The organism is Curtanaerobium respiraculi (assembly GCF_024609215.1).
Taxonomy (GTDB): Bacteria; Actinomycetota; Coriobacteriia; order Coriobacteriales; family Eggerthellaceae; genus Curtanaerobium; species Curtanaerobium respiraculi.
Map to the genome: position 1 here is coordinate 50843 of NZ_JANIPD030000012.1, position 16543 is coordinate 67385.

A 16543-nucleotide genomic window follows, 5' to 3' on the forward strand; every position below is an offset into this window, starting at 1 on the left:
GCAAAGGGCTTGCAGATTGAGGGGCTGCTCGAGCATCTGTCCCATCCGCATGTCCCTCAGTCGGGCATGCTGATTCCAGGTCGACATCGACCAATTTGCGAATGGTCGCCTGCATGCCGCTGAAGGATCGCTCTTTCAGCGGGTTTCTCTACCCCTTAGGCATGCCGCTCGCCGTGATGCCCGCCCTTCCCGCCGGTTACGAGCCGTGGTGCGAGGTTACGCCCGCATGTCGGCAGGGCATCATCCCTATAAGGCGTCGCGCTGACGCAGCGCCCTTATCCGGTTCGCGTCAGCAGCCCTCATCCCTGCGTTCGGCGCGGTAGCGGCTCGGGGTCATGTCGCAGTGCGCTTTGAACGCTTCCGCGAAGGCCCCTTGATTGGTATATCCTACAGTCGAAGCGATCTGGCGTACGTTCATGCTGGTGCCCGCAAGCAGGCCTCGCGCGTACTCCATGCGCTGCTTCCGCACATATTCCTGCGGCGTCTTCCCCATGGCGTCTCGAAAGGCTCCGATCATCTTCGTCTCGCTGACATGGAAGGCGCGGCAGAGAGACCGCGTCGATAGGTCCCGCGCGAGGTTCGCCCTGGCGTACCGTGCGACAGCGGAGCAGAGTCGCGTGTCCTCTTGCGAAAGGACCCGGAGGTTGCGGGAGTAACGCTCGTTGCCGTCCACGAGCAAGGCGAGACATTCGACGGCCTTTGCCCGGTAATATGCTGGTGCCGTGGCGGCGCTCGGGCGAGCCTCCTCGAACTCTTGCAGGGCGGCGGACACCTTCGGAAGGTCGCGGTATCCATCGAGCATCACCATCGCCTCGATCAGCTTCTCCGCCTCGGTGCCCAACTCCTCCGCCATACGCTGCAGTGCGGAGGGGAGGAACGAGATCGAGCAGGATCTGAACCGGGTGTGCTTCTCGACCACTTGCCGATACCGATGGTTTTTCCACACGTAGCCGAGCAGCGTGGGTTGCTGCGGCTCCAGGTTCTCGGCGAAATACGCCGGCATATCCTCGGAGTACAACCCGAACCCGACCAAGTTGGTCGAGTAGCCGCTTATGACCGCGGTGCTTTCGAGCTCCCCCTGCATGGAAACCAGGATCATATCGGAATCGACGATGGTGTACCAGTATTCCCCCTTTCCGTATGCGGGGTCGATCGCCCATGTCCTCCCGGCCGTGCGCATCCCCCCCCCGTCGGTTCCGCAGGGGCTTCCGTCCCGCCTCAAACCGTGGATCGCCTCGATCGCGGGATCGAATGTCTGGTGGATTTGGCGGATGTTCTCCTCTTTCGTGCAGGGAGCGTGGGCGTCGGAGGGGGGTTCCCCATCCGCGTGCGGAGGCAGCTTGGTGTACCAGCGTGGCGCGAAATCGCTTTCGGCGAGATTGAAGAATATTTCGGCGGAATCGCTCACTTCCGTCACCATCCACCTTTCCACGGTCAAACCCCATAGTATTCGTTAGGTAAATCTAACCGTATAGTAAGGGAAAGAACGGGTGGGAGTCAATGCGACAACGGTGCGGGGGGCTGTGTCGGCCGATTCGCCGTTATGCGACGCGATCGGCGGCGAGGGCACTGCTCGGGGTTTCATTTCCGAGCGCGATACCCTTCTCATGACGGCGCCCGATCGCGTTGCCGCGCAGTCGCCCGCCATCGCCCCTACCGTGCGCCGGTTCGACCCCCGGGCGGCGCTGGCTGTGCTGATCCTGCTGAACGTGCAGGTGGCGTTGTACCCCAACCTGGCGTTCCAGGTCGCCGCCATGGGGGTCTCGGTTGCGGCGATGCTTTTCTGCGGACGCCTCCGCGCCGCGCTTGGATGGACGGTTGCGTACCTGGTCGTATTCGCGCTCGTGACTCTCGGTTCCCTCGACGGGATGGCATGGCTCACCGGCTTCATCAGCATGCTCGTCATGTTCCAGCGCGTTTTCCCGGCCGCCGCCTTCGCGATGAACTGCATTGCCACCACGCGTACGGGGGAATTCGGTTGCGCATTGCAGATGGCGCGCGTGCCCTCGCATCTCATCGTCTCGCTTTGCGTGGCTCTCCGGTTCCTTCCCTCGTTGCGTCGCGAATTCAAGGCGGTGTTCGAGGCGATGAAGATACGGGGGCTGATCTCGTCCCCCCTCGACGCGCTCCTCCATCCCGCCCGCATCGTGGAGCGGATCATGGTGCCCGTCATCGGGCGGGTAGGGATCATCGCGGACGAGCTGGGGAATGCCGTGGTCGCCCGCGGGGCCGATACCGACCGCCGCCGCTCTTCGTACTATGCCCTGCGCATCGGCGTGCCGGATGCGGCTCTCATTGCGGCAGAGGTCACCTTGGTTGCGGCGGAGGTTGCGGTTAAATCCGGGGTGATCGCATGACATCCGATGCGATGGTCTCCCTGGATGGGTTCTCCTTCCGCTACGAGGGGGCGTCCGGCAATGCCGTCGCGGAGGTGGACCTCCGCGTGCGTCGTGGTGAATGCGTGGTGCTCACCGGTCGTTCCGGCTGCGGCAAGACCACGCTGATGCGCGCGATGAACGGCCTCATCCCCCTCGTGTACCGGGGCGAATCGAAGGGAAGCGTCGCCATCGAGGGGAAGCCCCTGGGCGAATGGACGTCCGACGCACTGGTGGCGAAGGTCGGGTCGGTGTTCCAGAACCCGCGTGGCCAGTTCGTCAACGACGAGGTCGCCGCGGAACTCGCCTTCGGCTGCGAGAATCAGGGCCTGCCGCGTGACGCAATCGCCGCTCGCGTGCGAGAGAGCGCTTCCGACCTGGGAATATCCCACTTGCTCGGTTGCGGTGTCGACGAGCTTTCCGGCGGGCAATGCCAGATGGTCATATTGGCGTCGGTGCATGCGACGCATCCCGACGTCTACGTCCTCGGCGAGCTCGCGGAGGCGCTCGCGCGCGGAATATCCGAAACCGCCGGCGCCCTGTCGGCGGTTGATGCGATGATGCGGGATTTGGACCTCTTCGATTTGGCCGAGCGGCATCCCCTTTCGCTTTCAGGCGGCCAGCGCCAGCGTGTCTCCATCGCGGCGGGCATGCTGTACGGCGCCCGCGCCATGGTCATGGACGAGCCCACCAGCGGACTTGACTATCAATCAGAGCATGGCGGGCATCGTCCGCCAGATCGGGCGTTTGAAAGAGCGGGGCATGGGCATCTGCGTGATCACGCACGACTACGAATTCCTCTGCGCCGCCTGCGACGAGGTGGTGTACGTCGATGCGGGTCGGGCGAGCCCTTCGATCCCCCTTGCCGGAACGACTCTCGATCAGGTGAAGAGCCTGCTCGGCTTCATGAATGTAACGGAAACGCTTCCCGAGGAAAGGAATGCAATATGAACTCGCAAGCAAGGACGATCGGTTCCCAAGTCGCCGACACGGGTCGGCTCAATGCCAAGGATTTCGTATTCTGCGCGGTGTTCGGCGTGCTGCTGTTCCTGGTGACCATGGTGGTTGCCGGAATCGCCGGCATTGATTATCGAACCGCATGGTTCTCCCACGCCATCTCGTCTTTGGTGACGGGGATGATCTGGATGTTCTTGGTGCAACGCGTCCCCAAACGGGGCGCCATGATCGTTGCGGGCGTTGTGGCGGCCGTGGTCGGGTTCCTGATGGGGATGTTCTGGTCGGGTCCTGCGGCGATAGTGGTTGGCGCCATCATCGCCGACCTTATCCTCGGCAATCCGCGCACGCGCGCAAAGGGCAGGGTTTTGGCATCGTTTCCCGTGTTCATGACGCTGTTCTGGTTGGGGCACATCTCCCTTGTGTACATCATCGGCGGCGATGCCTATGCTGCGCAGTGCATGCAGATGGGTCTTTCGGCCGACTACGCCCATAACCTTGTCTCTTTCATGTACGGCCCGTGGATGGTGCTCGCAGGTGTCGCAACCGTCATCTGCTCCACGCTGGGCGGATGGATCGGCATGCGCGTGCTCGCGAAGCATTTCAAGCACATGGGCTTGAACTAGGGGGTCGCATGAGTCAAGGGAAGAAGAAGCAGAATTCGCTCGGCCGATTGTTGAAGGTCGGAGGCAGCCGGGCGGCTCTTTCATATGTGGGGTGCGTGCTTTCGGCGGTTAATGCCGTGCTTGCCATCATGCCGCTGGTGTGCATATGGTTCGTGATGCGCGATCTGGTGGCGGTGTACCCTCACTTCGAACAAGCGACCCAGGCGGGGTTTTGGGCGATGCTGGCGGTGATCTTCGCCGTTGCGGGGGTGGTCGTGTATTTCGCCGCCCTCATGTGCACGCATCTGTCCGCCTTCCGCGTAGCCGCCAACATGCGGAAGGCGATGCTGCGCCACCTCTCCCGTGTTCCGCTGGGTTACTTCTTAGTCCATTCCACGGGCGAGTTGCGGCGCACCATCGATCAATGCTCGGCGGACACCGAGAATATGATGGCGCATAAGCTGCCCGACTTCGTCGGGTCGTTGGTGACGCCGATCGCGTTCTTGGCGGTCGTGTTCATATTCGATTGGGTCATGGGTTTGGTTTGCCTCATCCCTCTAGCGGTGTCCTTCTTCGCCCTGTGGTGGATGATGGGGCGCAATAGCTCCGAGGGCGGGCGCCGCTTCATGGAGCTCTATCAGGAAGCGCTTCTGCGCATGAGCGCGGCGGCCACCGAATATGTGCGCGGCATCCCGGTCGTGAAGGTGTTCCAGCAAAGCGTGCATTCCATGAAGGCGTTCAGCGAGGCGATCTCCGCCTTCCGCGATCGTGCCTACCAGTATGCGCTCTCCTGTCGAACCCCCCAGGTCATCCAACTGGTGGCGATCAACGCGACCTTCGCCGTCCTGGTCCCGGCAGGCATCGCCATCGCCGCCACGACGGGGGATTTTGCGGGGTTTCTCACCGACTTCTTGTTCTATGTGCTGTTCTCGGCCATAACCACCAGCATGATGTCGAAGGTCATGTACGCTTCGGAAGCCGTGATGATCGCCGACGAGGCGGTTCGGTGCATGGACACCGTGCTTTCCGTTCCCGTCGTCGATGAGGTCGATCCCGCCGAAGCGTTGCATCCGCGCGGTGCCGATGTGGAACTCAAGAACGCTGTGTTCGCGTATCCCGGAATGGATCGTGCCGTGGTGGACAACGTGTGCCTTTCCATACCGGAAGGGTCCACCGTTGCGCTGGTGGGGCCGTCGGGCGGTGGAAAATCAACCATCGCCAGTCTGATCCCGCGGTTCTGGGATGTGGATGCGGGATGCGTGCTCGTGGGCGGGTGCGATGTGCGCAAGATGACGCAGTCGGAGTTGATGGATCACGTGGCATTCGTGTTCCAAGACGATCATCTGTTCAAGCAGAGCCTTGCGGACAATATCCGCGCGGGACGCCCCGAGGCGTCCGACGGGGAAGTATTCCAAGCTGCCCGCGCCGCGCAGTGCGACGACATCATCGCCAAATTCCCCCACGGTCTGGATACGGTCGTGGGCGCTCACGGCGTGTATCTTTCGGGCGGGGAATGCCAGCGCATCGCATTGGCGCGGGCCATATTGAAGAATGCCCCCATCGTGGTGCTCGACGAGGCCACGGCGTTCGCCGACCCTGAGAACGAGGCGCTCATACAGCGCGCGCTGGGCAAGCTGTGCCAAGGCAAGACCGTGCTGCTCATCGCGCACCGGCTGTCCACGATCACCGGCGTCGACCGCATCTTCGTGGTGGACCGGGGCAGCATAGTCGAATCAGGATCGCATGACCGGCTGGTCGAGTCCGGTGGATTGTACGCGCAGATGTGGGCCGATTACCAAAGGAGCGCCACCTGGAAGATCGAAAGGGGCGATAACGATGCTGCGTGATCGTTTCGTGCTGACCGAGCAAGGATACAAGGATTTCAAGAAGGGCGTCTTCTCCTGCACCCTCGCGAACCTCATGCTCATGCTCCCCATCGTGGTCCTGTACATGGTCGCAAAGGATTTCATCGACCATCTGGCGAACCCCGCCGCCCCCTTGCCTGCGCTGCTGCCATATGTGATCGGCATCGTCGTGGTTCTTGCCGTGATGTTCGTCACACAGTACTGGGAATACAATGCCACGTACTGCGTGGTGTACGATGAAAGCGCCCGACGCCGCACCGCCCTTGCCGAACGGCTGCGCATGCTGCCGCTTTCCTTCTTCGGGAATCGCGACCTCGCCGACCTTACGATGGTGATCATGAAGGATACCGCCGACCAGGAGCGCATGTTCTCGCATGTGATGCCGCAGCTGTTCGGAATGGGGCTCTCGAGTCTCGTGTTCGCCGTGATGATGCTCGCCTTCGACTGGCGCTACGGCGTTGCGGCCCTCTGGCCCATCCCTATCGCCGTCGCCGTCCTGCTTCTCTGCGGGAAAATGCAGCAGCGCGCGTCATCGGGGAAGAATGCCGAGAGCCTTGGCCTCAACGACGGAATACAGGAGTTTCTGGACTGCCACCGCGAGATTCGCTCGCTCAATCTGGTGGGCTCCCGCATAGAATCGCTTGATGGGCGAATCGGCGCGTTCGAGAAGGCGAAAATCAAGGCAGAGCTTGTCGCCGGTGTGCCCGTATCGCTCTGTCAGGCGTTTCTGCGCCTTGGCGTGGCAAGCACCATCGTGGTGGGCACGGCGCTTCTGATATCGGGGACGTCCGATCTGGTCACGTTCTTCTGCTTCATGCTGGTTGTCACGCGGTTCTACGATCCCATCAACACGATCCTGCAGACCATCGCCGAGCTGATCGATATGCTGCTTTCGCTCGACAGGATGCGCGCCGTCGAATCTGAGCCCCTGCAAACGGGCGCGAAGGAGTTCTCGCCCCAAGGGCACGACCTGGTGTTCGAGAACGTGGGCTTCTCGTACAAGACGGGCGAGCGGGTTCTGGACGGCGTGAGCTTCACGGCGAAGGAGGGCGAGGTCACCGCGCTCGTGGGAGCGTCGGGGTCCGGCAAGAGCACGGTCGTGAAGCTGGCTTCGCGCTTTTGGGATGCTGACGAGGGCATCGTGAAGGTGGGCGGGGTGGATGTTTCCACCGTCGACCCCGAAACGCTGTTCACCGACTATTCCGAGGTGTTCCAAGACGTGGTGCTGTTCGACAACACGGTCATGGAGAATATCAGGATCGGCAACATGGACGCGAGCGATGACGAGGTGCTTGTCGCTGCGAATGCCGCCAACTGCGACGAGTTCGTGGACGAGCTTCCCGACGGGTACGACACGATGGTGGGCGAGAACGGCAGCCGCCTCTCCGGCGGCGAGCGCCAGCGCATCTCGATCGCCCGGGCGATCCTCAAAGACGCGCCGATCGTGCTTCTGGACGAGGCGACCGCCTCGCTCGACGTGGAGAACGAAAGCCGGGTGCAGCGCGCGCTTTCGCGCCTGCTGGCGGGCAAGACCGTCCTGGTCATCGCGCATCGCATGCGCACGGTGGACAATGCCGACAAGATCGTCGTGCTCGATTGTGGACGCGTGGTGGAGCAGGGTGCCCCTGCCGACTTGCGTGCTATCGAGGGCGGTGCCTACCGCCGCATGCTCGAGTTGCAGCGTCAAAGCTCTGCGTGGGCGGTGTAGCTGGGAGTATGCCGCGGAGCGCGACGCCCCGCCATCCCCGCGAAGGATGACGGGCCGGCCTGCAGCTTCTTACCGCGCAGAGATGCAGTTCCAGGGCGTTTCCATCCGATGCCGCCGATAATTTCGAGTCTGAGATTCGGATCCGCAACGCCTGCGTGATGGTGGGCTTTCGGCCTGCTGCGGGTATTCCGCGAAGCATGTAAATGCAACCACATATCGGGATGCGGGTTGTTTTGGTGACGCTGTTCCACCGTTCAACGATTCGTTCGATATAATCCAAAACATGGCTGCTTTCCGATGAAGGCGGATGCGTATGGATCCAATCCAGCCGAAGGCGTTGTAAGACAAGCGCGGGGCGGCCGCGCTATTCCTTGGTGTTATCGCATGCCTGTACGCGGTCGATTTCGTCTGCGTAGCGCAGGCCCCCCTGTCGGGCAACGCTGTTGCCGTCACGAACATCGCGCTTCCGTTCGATTTGATGATGTTCATCCCGCTCGTCTTCTACCTCCTCGTTGTCAGGCGCGGAAAGGTGACGGCGCTCGCCGTGCTGCCGGTTATCGCTCTCGGCACCTACGTCTCGTTGCTCGCGGCGGATCCGCGAAGCTTTTCTCTTGCACACGTGCTGTTGCCGGTCGTCCCGCTTGTAGAGGCGATTGTGGGCGTTCTCGAAGTGCGGAAGGCCGTCGCTGCATACAGGAGGGCCAAGCAGGAATCAATTCTGCCCCTTGCCTGGTTCGAGGCCGCATTCGCGTCGCTTATCTCCCGAAAGCGCGTCGCTCACCTTCCTGCGCTCGAATGCAGCATCTGGTGGTATCTCCTGCGGTCGTGGGGAAAACCGGCGATCGTCCCGAACGGGGCGCGGGCGTTCCCCTATCACAGAAAATCGGGGTATATCGCGTTCGTGGTCGCTCTGCTCGTCCTTGGATGCATCGAGACGGCAGTGATGCATCTTCTGCTGACCCGTATGAACGTGACGCTCGCCATCGTGGTGACGGCCCTCACCGTCTACATGCTGTTGTGGATCGCGGGCAGCGCACGGGCGGCAGTTATGAACCCGCTGATCGTCGGGTCCGAGCATGTTGTCCTCCAATGGGGCGCCCATATGAGCGAGCGCGTGCCCTTTGATGCGATCGCCCGGATTGGGGGCGAGCCCGTAGATGTGCCGAAGGGGAAGCGACTCGATCTGACTCCGATGGGCGCCGAGCCCCTCTGGATCGAGTTCGCGCGTCCCATCGTCATGCATACGTTCTTCGGTGGTGAAAGGGAAATCCTCGCCGCTGCGGTCGCACCCGACGAGCGTCGCGCATTCGTGGAAGCCGTTTCCGCCCGGCTTGGCGTCGGATGATGCACGGGCGCCCGTTCGCGCGTGTGCGGCTTGCGAAAAGGTCGACAACCGGGAAGCTAGAAACCAGCGAACCTCTCCTGGCGCTGCTGCACCAGCTCGTCGGCATCGCGGTCGGACAGCTCCGCGAGCGCCGAGCGCAGATACGCCTCTACCTCCTTGATAGCTGCATCGGGGTTTTTGTCCGCCGATTCCACGCCCTCGGAAAGCATCTCGTCGGCGATGCCCATCCGCACGATGTCTTCTGCGCTCATTTTCATGGCGGCAGCCGCTTCCGGTGCGCGCGAGCGGTCTTTCCATAGGATCGAAGCGAATCCCTCGGGCGAGAGCACCGAATACACCGCGTTCTCCTGGATGGCGACGCTGTTGCTCAATGCCAGCGCCAGCGCGCCGCCCGAACCGCCTTCGCCGATGATCACGCTGATGACGGGCACCTCGAGCCCCGCCATGCACAGCAAGCTCTCCGCGATGGCATTGCCCTGCCCGCGTTCCTCGGCCTCCGCGCCGCAGAACGCGCCTTGCGTATCCACGAAGCAGACGACGGGCCGTCCGAACTTCTCCGCCTGCTTCATCAGGCGGATTCCCTTGCGGTATCCTTCAGGCTGAGGGCAGCCGAAATTCCGACGCACGCGCTCTTTCAGCGTCTCGCCCTTCTCCTCGGCTATCACGGTGATTGCCTGGCAGCCCAGCCAGCCGATACCCGCCACGATAGCGCCATCGTCTCCGAATTGACGGTCTCCGTGGAGTTCGATGAATCCGTCGAAAATCCGGCGGATGTAGGCGATCGAGGTCGGGCGATGCGTGTTGCGGGCGGTCTGGACGCTATCCCACGCGGTATTCCCCTCGACCTTCTCCGGCGCCGCGGCGCGGATCTTCCTCAGAACGGGGACCTGCTCGGCTTGGGGTGAGAGCGCGGTTTCGGGCACGCGCGGCTTGCGGCTGAACAGCCCTTTGCGGAGCACGTCGATCAGGCGCCGCCTCTCCTGTGGCGCGGGTGCGATTTCCTCGCGCCCGAATGTCACGTGATTGTAGGTGCCGTGCCCCGATTTCAGGGAGGCGCACACCCCCTCGTATGTGATGATCTCGCGTGTTTCGCCCGGCAGCATCGCCTTTTCCGCAGGCCGATGGTGCATGGCGAGCAGCTGCGCGATGGTCATGCGCAGCTGCTCGCGGGGGACCACGGCGTCGACCAAGCCATGCTCAAGGGCGAATTCGGCGGACTGGAACCCTTCGGGCAATTCCTGCCGAATCGTGTCGCGGATCACGCGCTTGCCGGCGAAGCCCAGAAGCGCGCCCGTTTCTGCCAGGATGATATCGCCTTGCGTGGCGAACGATGCCGTCACGCCGCCCGTGGTGGGGTCGCAGATCACCGATATGTAGAGCAGTCCGGCTTTTGCGTGTCGCTCCACCGCGCAGCTGACCTTGGCCATCTGCATGAGGGAAACCAAGCCCTCTTGCATGCGCGCACCGCCGCTGGCGCAGAACACGACGGCGGGCAGCCCCTCCTCGGTCGCATGATCGAACATACGGGCGATTTTCTCACCCACGACCGATCCCATGCTGCCCATGAGGAACGTGGACTCCATGATGGCGATGGCGCAATCGAGTCCGGCGATGCGGCCCTGGCCGCATCTTACCGCCTCGCGAAGGCCGGTCTTCCTTCTCTGCCCATCGATCTTCTCCAGGTATCCGGGGAAATCGAGCGGGTCGCGTTCGGGCAGGTCAGCATCCCATTCCTGGAAGCTGTCGATATCGAGCAGGTCGTTGATGCGCTGGTCGGAGGTGAGGCGGAAGTACGTTCCGCACGCAGGGCATCGGTACGAGCTTTTCGCCAGGGGGCTCTCGCTGAACGTAAGCCCGCAACTGCGGCAGGTCAGCCAGGCGTCATCGGGCACCGGTTCCCGGTCGGTTTCGCACAGGCGCCAGGCCAGATAGCTCTGCTCGGGTCCGGCTATTTCGTACACTAAGATTCCGCGCGCCTTCGCTTCGGCAAGGAACGAATCGACGTGCGCGAGTGGCGCGGACTCCCCGCACAGCAGGATCACCTGGGCGGCGCAAGCCTGCGCGGCTGAAAGCACCGCATGCGCGTTTCCCATGAGCTGGGGGGTGCACGTCGCCCCCAGATACACGCTTCCCGCCGCTGCGCGCGCATAGGAGGGGGACGTATGGTCCTCGGTATAGATGGCGAAGGGCTTCATCCCCGCCGCCTCCACGTCCGCGATCATGCGGCGGGCTTCCTTGCCGCGGGCGACGACCAACGCGTGCGGAATGCTCGCGGGCGCCTCTTCCGTGATGCGGTTGAGCCCGTATACCACGACGGGCTCGTCGCCGGATTCGCGCTCTGGCTGGGAGGCGTGGAATGTGTAGTACCTATCGCTCATGGTTCACCGCCAAGACGTATCTCTGCACGGCCTCGGCGCAGGTTTTTCCTCCGACGCTCGCCGCCACCTCGGCGACCACCATGCGGGAGCCGCTTTTGACGATGGTGCCCTCCAGGCGCACGGTGTCGCCGGGTTTGACCTGCTGGCGGAACTTCGCCTTATCGATGCCGGTCAAAAACCCGATGGTGCCTTCCTCGGCGCCGCGGCCGATCAGGGCGCAGATAGACGCCGCTTGGGCGAGTGCCTCCATCAGGATGACGCCGGGCAACACCGGATGGCCGGGGAAATGCCCCTTGAAGATCGCGAGATCCGGGTCGATGTCGAGTTCCGCCACGATGTGCTCTCCCGGGGTGCATTCGAGCACCCGCGTCACCCAGAGGAAGGGGGCGCGATGCGGGAGGATGGCCTCTATTTCCTGCTTTCCGCAAGGAAAGGTGATTTCGGACATGATGCTTCCTAACCGCGCCAAGGGGAGATCGCCAGCGCCGCGTTGTGGCCACCGAATCCGAGCGATGTCGACAGGGCGACTTTCTGCGGATATCCCGTCAACGGCTCCTTCAGCACACGGGCGGGCGCCTCGGGGTCGGCTTGCTCGTAGCCGGCGGTGGGGGGCACGCAGTCGTTCGCCACGGAAAGCGCGCAGATGATCGCCTCCACAGCCCCGGCGGCGCCCAGCATATGGCCGGTCGTCCCTTTGACGGAGGTCACCGGGAGGGACCTTCCCGCATCTTCGCCGCAGAGCGCCCGGAGGGCGGCGGATTCGGTGGCGTCGTTCGCTGCAGTGCCGGTTCCGTGGGCGTTCAGATGTCCCAGGTCGGCGGGGATGAAACCGCCTTCGGCCAGGGCATGTCGCATGGCCGCCACGATGCCCTCGGCGCTGGGATCGGGGGCGGTCATATGGTAGGCGTCGCTCGTGCTGCCGAACCCGGTCACCTCCGCCAGGATGGCGGCACCGCGTGACAGGGCGTGCTCGAATGATTCGAGGATGAGGGCGCCCGATCCCTCGCCCGCGACGAACCCCTTTCTCCGCACGTCGAAGGGCAGGCTCGCCCGGTGGGGATCGTCCTCCGTCGAGAGCGCGCCCAGGTTTCCGAATCCCGCGATGCAGATGGGGCTGACCGATTCCTCGGTCCCGCCGGCAAGCGCCGCGTCGATGTAACCGTGCCGGATGTCGCGCGTCGCCATGCCGATGCAGTGCGCACCCGTGGCGCAGGCGGTCACGATGTCCAGGCATTCCCCCTTCATGCCGTAGCGGATGGAGAGGTTGCCGGAGGCGATGTTGCCGATCATGGTGGGGATGAACAGCGGGCTCACGCGCTTCGGACCCTTCGTCTCGAGCGCGTTGAAGCCGCGCTGCAGCTCGTCGATGCCCCCGATGCCCGTGCCGAACACCACGGCGATACGCGTTGCGTCTTCCGCGTCCATATCGAGTCCGCTTTGGGCCAGCGCCTCGTCGCTCGCGACGATGGCGTACTGCACGAAACGGTCGAAGCGGCGCGCCTCCTTCTTCGTCAGCCCGTGTTCGACGGGATCGAAATCGCGCACCTCTCCCGCGTTATGGGCGGAGTATCCCCCGCTCGTGTCGAAGCGGGTGATCGGGCCCAGGCAGCATGCGCGGCCCATGACCGCGTTCCACAGCGCCGGCACGCCGATTCCGGCGGGGGAAACGGCTCCCATGCCGGTGATGGCAACCCGATGCGTGCCATCGGGACGACGCGTTGCTATGGTGTTCGTCATAATGAAAGACCTCCGTCCACGCAGAGCACCTGTCCGGTGATATACCCTGCGTTTTCACTTGCCAGAAAGCCCACGGTATGGGCGACGTCGTCGACTTCGCCCAGCCTGCCGCATCCGATGCGGGCCGCGATGGCCTCCCGCTGCGCGTCGGTCAACGCGGCGGTCATGTCCGAGGCGATGAAGCCGGGGGCGACGGCGTTCACGGTGATGCCGCGCGATGCGACCTCGCGGGCCAGCGCCTTCGTGATGCCGATGACGCCCGCTTTGCTCGCAGCGTAGTTCACCTGGCCCGCATTGCCGTACACGCCCACCACGCTGCTCATGTTCACGATGCGTCCGTAGCGCTGCTTGGCCATCGGGCGGATGGCGGCTTGGCAGCAGGTGAACGCGCCCTTCAGATTCACGGCGATCACGTCGTCGAAATCCGCTTCCTTCATTCGCATGATCAGCCCGTCGCGCGTGATGCCGGCGTTGTTCACCAAGATGTCGATGCGGCCGAACCCTTCGACGCAGGCGGCGACGAGCTCCTTCGCCTGCCTCGCATCGGCGACGTCCCCGACGCGGGCGATGGCGGCGACGCCGAATTCGCGGGCCAGTTCGTCGGCGATCTGCCGCGCGGAGGGAAGGCTATGCTCGCTCGAGCAGTTCACGCATACGTTGCAGCCGCTCGCGGCGAGGGTGCGCGCTACGGCGCGCCCGATGCCGCGGCTCGAGCCCGTGACGAGGGCGGCACGTGTGATGGGGGTGGTCATGCGGTTCCTTTCTCGTTAAGCGGACGTCGCAGCGATCACATCGCCGTGCGCGAAGGCTTCTATCGAAGCGGAATCCTGGATGCATGTCCTTTCCGCCGCAGGCAGGATGCGCTTCACCAGGTTCGAGAGCGCGCCGCCGTATCCGACCTCCGCAAACCTCTCGAACCCACGCTCGCTCAGGGAGCGGATGCTCTGCTCGAAACGCACGGGATGCGTGAGATGGTCGATCAGGTGCTGCGGGGCCGAGGATGCGTCCAGAGGGCGCGCATCGGTGTTGCAGATCAAGGGGATGCGTGCCTCGTCGAAATGGACGTTGGCGAGATAGCCGGCGAATTCATCCGCCGCCTGCTGCATGAGGGGGCTGTGGAATGCGCCGGCCGTTGCCAAGCGGCGCGCGCGGTGTCCCTTCTCGATCCATGCTCTCTCCGCTCGCGCCACCGCTTCGGGGGTGCCGGAGACAACGGTTTGGGCGGGCGTGTTGTAATTCGCCGCCGCCAGCACGTCGCCTTGAGCGCATGCGGCGCATACCTCCTCCACCTCGCGGGGGGAGCCTTTCATGAAGGCGCTCATGGCGCCTTCATGGGAATGAACCGCCTTGTCCATCGCCGCCGCGCGCGCATTCAGCAGCCGAAACGTCGCTTCGACGGAGAGCATGCCGGACACGGCGAGCGCGCTGATCTGCCCGAGGGATAGCCCCATGGCCGCGCCCGGTTCGACGCCGCGTTCCATCAGGGATTGCGCCACACCGATCGATGTGGCGGCGATCACCGCCTGCGCGTTGCGCGTATCGTTGAGGATGTCGGCGGGGGCGTCGGTCGAAAGCGCATGCACGTCGATTCCGAAGATGTCGGACGCGCATGCGAACACGCGCGCGACCGCGGGGTCGAATGTCAGGCCTGCGCCCATGCCCGGCTTCTGCGACCCCTGGCCCGAGCACATGAACACCCAGCGGGATGCGTTGCTAGTCTCCATCGCGTCCAGCCTCCTTTGCCCGCGCGGCCGCCTGGCGAGCCCGCTCTTCCAGCGGCATCTCGCAGATGGCCTCCGCCTGCGCGACCATATCGTCGATGACGCGCGCGGCGGTGAGCCTCGCGTGGACGAGCGCGGAGGATTGCCCCGCCATGACCGTCCCGTTTTCCACATCGCCCGATACCGCGCGTTGCAGGCTGCCCACGTACATGCGCTCGAGCTCGTCGCCCGACAGGGGGTCGCCTTCCAGCTTGCGGACCGCGCGCGCGAAGCGGTTCTTCAGGCAGCGCACCGGATGCCCGCTCCCGCGGCCCGTGACCACGGTGTCCGCATCCTTCGCGCCCAAGATCTTCTCCTTGTACGCATCCGCCACGGTGCATTCCTCGACCGTCAGAAACCTCGTGCCGCACTGCACGCCCTCGGCGCCCAAGGCAAAGGCCGCCGCCATGCCCCGTCCATCGGCTATGCCGCCCGCAGCGATGACGGGGATCGACACCGCGTCGCACACCGCCGGCACGAGCGCCATGGTGGCAAGCTCTCCCACGTGGCCGCCCGACTCGGTTCCCTCGGCAACGACGGCATCCGCTCCCAGACGCTCCATCCGCTTCGCGAGGGCGGTGCTGGCGACCACGGGAATCACCTTGATGCCCGCTTCCTTCCACATGTGTATGTAGGGGGACGGGCTGCCGGCGCCCGTGGTGATCGCGTCCACGCGCAGCTCGCACAGGAGTTCGGCCAGGGCGCCGGCGTTCTCGTCCATCAGCATTACGTTCGCGCCGATGGGCTTGTCGGTGGCTTTCCGCGCTGCTTCGACTTGGCTCCGCACCCAGTCGAGGGGCGCTCCGCCGCAGGCGATGATGCCCAGCCCGCCGGCTTCGCTGACCGCCGCGGCAAGCGAGGCGTCGGCGATCCGCGCCATGGCGCCTTGCATGATGGGGGCTTGGATGCCCAGAAGTTCGGTGATGCGCGTTTTCATGGCAGTTATTTCAGGGAGTCGATGCGCTCGGCAAGCTGCCCGATGGTTTGGACGCCTTCCAGCTCGCCGAACTCGATGTCGCACTTCTCCTCGATATCGCAGATGAGCTCCGTCATGTCGAGCGAGTCGATGTCCAGGGAGTCCAGGGTGGACTCAGACGTGACCGTTTCCGGCTCGATGTCCAGGTTCTCCTGCAGGGATTCTTTGATGATATCCATTGAGTTCATTGTCTTACCTTCCGATTATTAGGCATGCAAATAGTTAGACGAACTAAGCAAAAGTATCATAAGAAGTCGTTTTGGCGCGTGCAAGCACTTCATGAATCCGACAGACTGAGAGGGGTCCCTCGGCGCAAGATGCGGGGAAAGCCTATGCCTTCGCCTGCTCGTCGAAGAAGCGCTTCACATGGGCGAGCGCCGCGGCCAAGGCCTTCTGCTGCGCTTCGTTGAGGCCCTCGACCGCGGCCGCGATCATCTTTTCATGGAAAAGCCGATGGGCGAGGAATGCCTTGCGTCCGCTTGCGGTAAGGGACAGAAGCACCTGCCGCCGATCCTGATCGGACCGTTCGCGTCGCACGTAGCCCATCTTCTCCAGACGGTTGATGGCAACCGTCAGCGTGGCGAGCGTCACATCAAGGCGCGCCGCCGCCACCTTCATCGGATTCTTCTCGTGCAGACCCACGGCAACGAGGGTGTGGATATCGGTGATGGAGAGCCCCTTCGTCAGGCGATTATCCAACGCGCGCTCTTCTATGTTCATAACTGATTGGAAGGTGCCGGAGAACAGATCGTCCAAGGTGAGGTTCTGCTCCGCCATTGCTTGGTTCGGTTCGGCCATGATCGCGCTTTCTCGGGTTGATGCCTGCGTTTCGATGGAGGT

The 16543-nt window shown here is 63.7% G+C and carries 14 protein-coding genes; 5 read left to right on the forward strand and 9 right to left on the reverse strand.

All coding sequences use genetic code 11. From position 1 onward, the window contains the following. Window positions 1–289: 289 nt before the first annotated feature. The gene (locus tag NOV21_RS04655) at window positions 290–1432 is read right to left on the reverse strand and encodes a helix-turn-helix domain-containing protein (protein WP_283170039.1); all 1143 of its coding nucleotides are present in this window, start codon (window positions 1430–1432) and stop codon (window positions 290–292) included. A gap of 58 nt (window positions 1433–1490) precedes the next feature. Here NOV21_RS04655 and NOV21_RS04660 point away from each other — a divergent pair, with 58 nt between their 5' ends. From NOV21_RS04660 to NOV21_RS04680, 5 genes are all read left to right on the forward strand, one after another. Continuing rightward, window positions 1491–2357, forward strand: a complete 867-nt coding sequence (locus tag NOV21_RS04660) for an energy-coupling factor transporter transmembrane component T family protein (RefSeq protein ID WP_283170040.1) — start codon at window positions 1491–1493, stop codon at window positions 2355–2357. Next, a complete protein-coding gene (locus NOV21_RS04665; protein WP_283170041.1) occupies window positions 2354–3955 on the forward strand; it encodes an MptD family putative ECF transporter S component in 1602 nt (533 codons plus the stop codon). Before NOV21_RS04660 ends, NOV21_RS04665 begins: the two co-directional genes overlap by 4 nt. 8 nt (window positions 3956–3963) lie before the next feature. Further along, window positions 3964–5781 (forward strand): ABC transporter ATP-binding protein, encoded by a 1818-nt coding sequence (locus NOV21_RS04670; RefSeq protein ID WP_283170042.1) that lies wholly within the window; start codon window positions 3964–3966, stop codon window positions 5779–5781. After that, window positions 5771–7507: an ABC transporter ATP-binding protein gene (locus NOV21_RS04675; protein WP_283170043.1), complete on the forward strand. Its 1737-nt coding sequence runs from the start codon at window positions 5771–5773 to the stop codon at window positions 7505–7507. Before NOV21_RS04670 ends, NOV21_RS04675 begins: the two co-directional genes overlap by 11 nt. Window positions 7508–7985: 478 nt before the next feature. Beyond that, on the forward strand, window positions 7986–8852 hold the full coding sequence (locus NOV21_RS04680; protein ID WP_283171773.1) for a hypothetical protein: 867 nt from the start codon (window positions 7986–7988) through the stop codon (window positions 8850–8852). Between the two features lie 56 nt (window positions 8853–8908). On the opposite strand, the gene accD is transcribed toward NOV21_RS04680, so the two are convergent. The 8 genes from accD to NOV21_RS04720 all read right to left on the reverse strand — a co-directional run bounded on the left by accD (window position 8909) and on the right by NOV21_RS04720 (window position 16501). Then, window positions 8909–11230 (reverse strand): acetyl-CoA carboxylase, carboxyltransferase subunit beta, encoded by a 2322-nt coding sequence (gene accD, locus NOV21_RS04685; protein WP_283170045.1) that lies wholly within the window; start codon window positions 11228–11230, stop codon window positions 8909–8911. Then, on the reverse strand, window positions 11220–11678 hold the full coding sequence (fabZ, locus tag NOV21_RS04690; protein ID WP_283170046.1) for a 3-hydroxyacyl-ACP dehydratase FabZ: 459 nt from the start codon (window positions 11676–11678) through the stop codon (window positions 11220–11222). Before fabZ ends, accD begins: the two co-directional genes overlap by 11 nt. 8 nt (window positions 11679–11686) lie before the next feature. Next, on the reverse strand, window positions 11687–12967 hold the full coding sequence (locus tag NOV21_RS04695; protein WP_283170047.1) for a beta-ketoacyl-[acyl-carrier-protein] synthase family protein: 1281 nt from the start codon (window positions 12965–12967) through the stop codon (window positions 11687–11689). Beyond that, window positions 12964–13719, reverse strand: a complete 756-nt coding sequence (gene fabG / locus NOV21_RS04700) for a 3-oxoacyl-[acyl-carrier-protein] reductase (RefSeq protein WP_283170048.1) — start codon at window positions 13717–13719, stop codon at window positions 12964–12966. The genes NOV21_RS04695 and fabG overlap by 4 nt, the downstream gene beginning before the upstream one ends. Window positions 13720–13734: 15 nt before the next feature. Continuing rightward, window positions 13735–14691, reverse strand: a complete 957-nt coding sequence (locus NOV21_RS04705; protein WP_283170049.1) for an ACP S-malonyltransferase — start codon at window positions 14689–14691, stop codon at window positions 13735–13737. Beyond that, a complete protein-coding gene (locus NOV21_RS04710; protein WP_283170050.1) occupies window positions 14681–15664 on the reverse strand; it encodes a nitronate monooxygenase in 984 nt (327 codons plus the stop codon). Before NOV21_RS04710 ends, NOV21_RS04705 begins: the two co-directional genes overlap by 11 nt. 5 nt (window positions 15665–15669) lie before the next feature. Continuing rightward, entirely contained in the window at window positions 15670–15891 is a 222-nt protein-coding gene (locus NOV21_RS04715) for an acyl carrier protein (protein ID WP_283170051.1), read from the reverse strand. 142 nt (window positions 15892–16033) lie between these two features. Beyond that, the gene (locus tag NOV21_RS04720) at window positions 16034–16501 is read right to left on the reverse strand and encodes a MarR family winged helix-turn-helix transcriptional regulator (protein ID WP_283170052.1); all 468 of its coding nucleotides are present in this window, start codon (window positions 16499–16501) and stop codon (window positions 16034–16036) included. Window positions 16502–16543: the final 42 nt, after the last annotated feature.

Excerpts from the sequence above, each read along its gene's own strand:
- NOV21_RS04665 (WP_283170041.1), top strand. The coding sequence starts at position 2,354 with ATGACATCCGATGCGATGGTCTCCCTGGATGGGTTCTCCTTCCGCTAC.
- NOV21_RS04670 (WP_283170042.1), top strand. The coding sequence starts at position 3,964 with ATGAGTCAAGGGAAGAAGAAGCAGAATTCGCTCGGCCGATTGTTGAAG.
- NOV21_RS04675 (WP_283170043.1), top strand. The coding sequence starts at position 5,771 with ATGCTGCGTGATCGTTTCGTGCTGACCGAGCAAGGATACAAGGATTTC.
- NOV21_RS04680 (WP_283171773.1), top strand. The coding sequence starts at position 7,986 with ATGATGTTCATCCCGCTCGTCTTCTACCTCCTCGTTGTCAGGCGCGGA.
- accD (WP_283170045.1), bottom strand. The coding sequence starts at position 11,230 with ATGAGCGATAGGTACTACACATTCCACGCCTCCCAGCCAGAGCGCGAA.
- fabZ (WP_283170046.1), bottom strand. The coding sequence starts at position 11,678 with ATGTCCGAAATCACCTTTCCTTGCGGAAAGCAGGAAATAGAGGCCATC.
- NOV21_RS04695 (WP_283170047.1), bottom strand. The coding sequence starts at position 12,967 with ATGACGAACACCATAGCAACGCGTCGTCCCGATGGCACGCATCGGGTT.
- fabG (WP_283170048.1), bottom strand. The coding sequence starts at position 13,719 with ATGACCACCCCCATCACACGTGCCGCCCTCGTCACGGGCTCGAGCCGC.
- NOV21_RS04705 (WP_283170049.1), bottom strand. The coding sequence starts at position 14,691 with ATGGAGACTAGCAACGCATCCCGCTGGGTGTTCATGTGCTCGGGCCAG.
- NOV21_RS04710 (WP_283170050.1), bottom strand. The coding sequence starts at position 15,664 with ATGAAAACGCGCATCACCGAACTTCTGGGCATCCAAGCCCCCATCATG.
- NOV21_RS04715 (WP_283170051.1), bottom strand. The coding sequence starts at position 15,891 with ATGAACTCAATGGATATCATCAAAGAATCCCTGCAGGAGAACCTGGAC.
- NOV21_RS04720 (WP_283170052.1), bottom strand. The coding sequence starts at position 16,501 with ATGGCCGAACCGAACCAAGCAATGGCGGAGCAGAACCTCACCTTGGAC.